The organism is Streptomyces sparsus, assembly GCF_054776295.1.
This window is the reverse complement of the sequence record NZ_BAAHCA010001218.1, coordinates 1-1,210: the sequence shown is the minus strand read 5'-3', so window position 1 is coordinate 1,210 and position 1,210 is coordinate 1. Positions and strand designations below refer to the sequence as shown.

General features: G+C 74.3%; 1 protein-coding gene. It reads right to left on the bottom strand.

Features of this window, described 5'->3' with window-relative positions:
* On the bottom strand, nucleotides 1-1,210 hold a 1,210-nt coding region (locus ACYVE9_RS27500; RefSeq protein ID WP_461030600.1), incomplete at both ends, for an acyltransferase domain-containing protein.

Sequence of the window (1,210 nt, the reverse complement as noted above, 5' to 3'; positions counted from 1 at the left end):
GGGCGTCGATCCAGTGCCGGCGGCGCTCGAAGGCGTATCCGGGCAGCGGCACGCGCCGCGGGGGTCGCCGCGGCTGTTCGCCGAGCGTCAGGTCGGCGGGTACGCCGGCGCTCCACAGCCGTCCCACGGCGTCCGCGAGTACCTGGCCGTCGGGGCTCTCCGCCTTGGCGTGCCGCATGGTCGGCACGGTGACGACCGGTTCGGGTTCCAGTCGGGCGCGGGCCAGCTTGGCCAGCACGTCACCGGGGCCGATCTCCACCAGCAGCGGTTTGCCGCGCTGCCAGAGCGTCGCGACGCCGTCGGCGAAGCGCACGGTCCGGCGGGTCTGCTCGACCCAGTGCCGGCGGCTGGTGGCCTGCTCGTCGGTGGCCCAGGTGCCCGTCACGTTGGTGACGTACGGGATGCGCGGCGGGTGCAGCGTGACGGTGCGGAGCGCCTCGTCGAAGGTGCCCAGCACGGGGTCGAGCACGTGGGAGTGGGCCGCCGCCGGCATGCGCAGCCGCCGGTACGTCACGCCGTCCGCGTGCAGCCGCCGCTCCAGGTCGGCGACGGCCGGCTCCCGCCCGGCGACGGTGCACGCCGCAGGTCCGTTGACGGCCGCCGTCGACAGCTCGTCGGTCAGGTAGCCGGCCAACTCCTTCTCGTTCAGGGCGACTCCGACGGTGGCGCCGCCGGCCGAGGCGATGAGCCGCACCCGTTCCGCGACGAGCGGCAGCATCTCCTCCAGTGACAGCACTCCTGCCAGGCAGGCCGCGGTGTACTCGCCGAGGGAGTGGCCGATCAGGGCGTCCGGTCGCACCCCGAACTCCATCAGGGTGGTGGCGAGGGCGTACTCGGTGACGACCAGGGCCAGGAAGGCGTCGGTGCCGGCCGGATCGGCGTGCTCGTACAGCGCGGTGCGCAGGTCACGCCCCAGCTCGGGCGTGAGGATGCGTGCGCAGTGGTCGACGGTGTCCCGGAACACCGGTATCTCGCTGTGGAGTTCGGCGCCCATGCCGACGTACTGGGTGCCGCCGCCGGGCAGCAGGAACGCCACCGGTGGCTTCTCACCGTCGTGCACATCGAGGCCGGCGGGCAGCGGGTTCCGCAGGGCGCGCGCGGCGTCCGCGGTGGTCCGTGCGGCCACCGCCGTGCGGTGGGGGAGCGCGGGGCGGAAGGTGCGCAGCGAGTACGCGACGTCGACCGGGTCCAGGTCGGGGTGGGCTTCGAG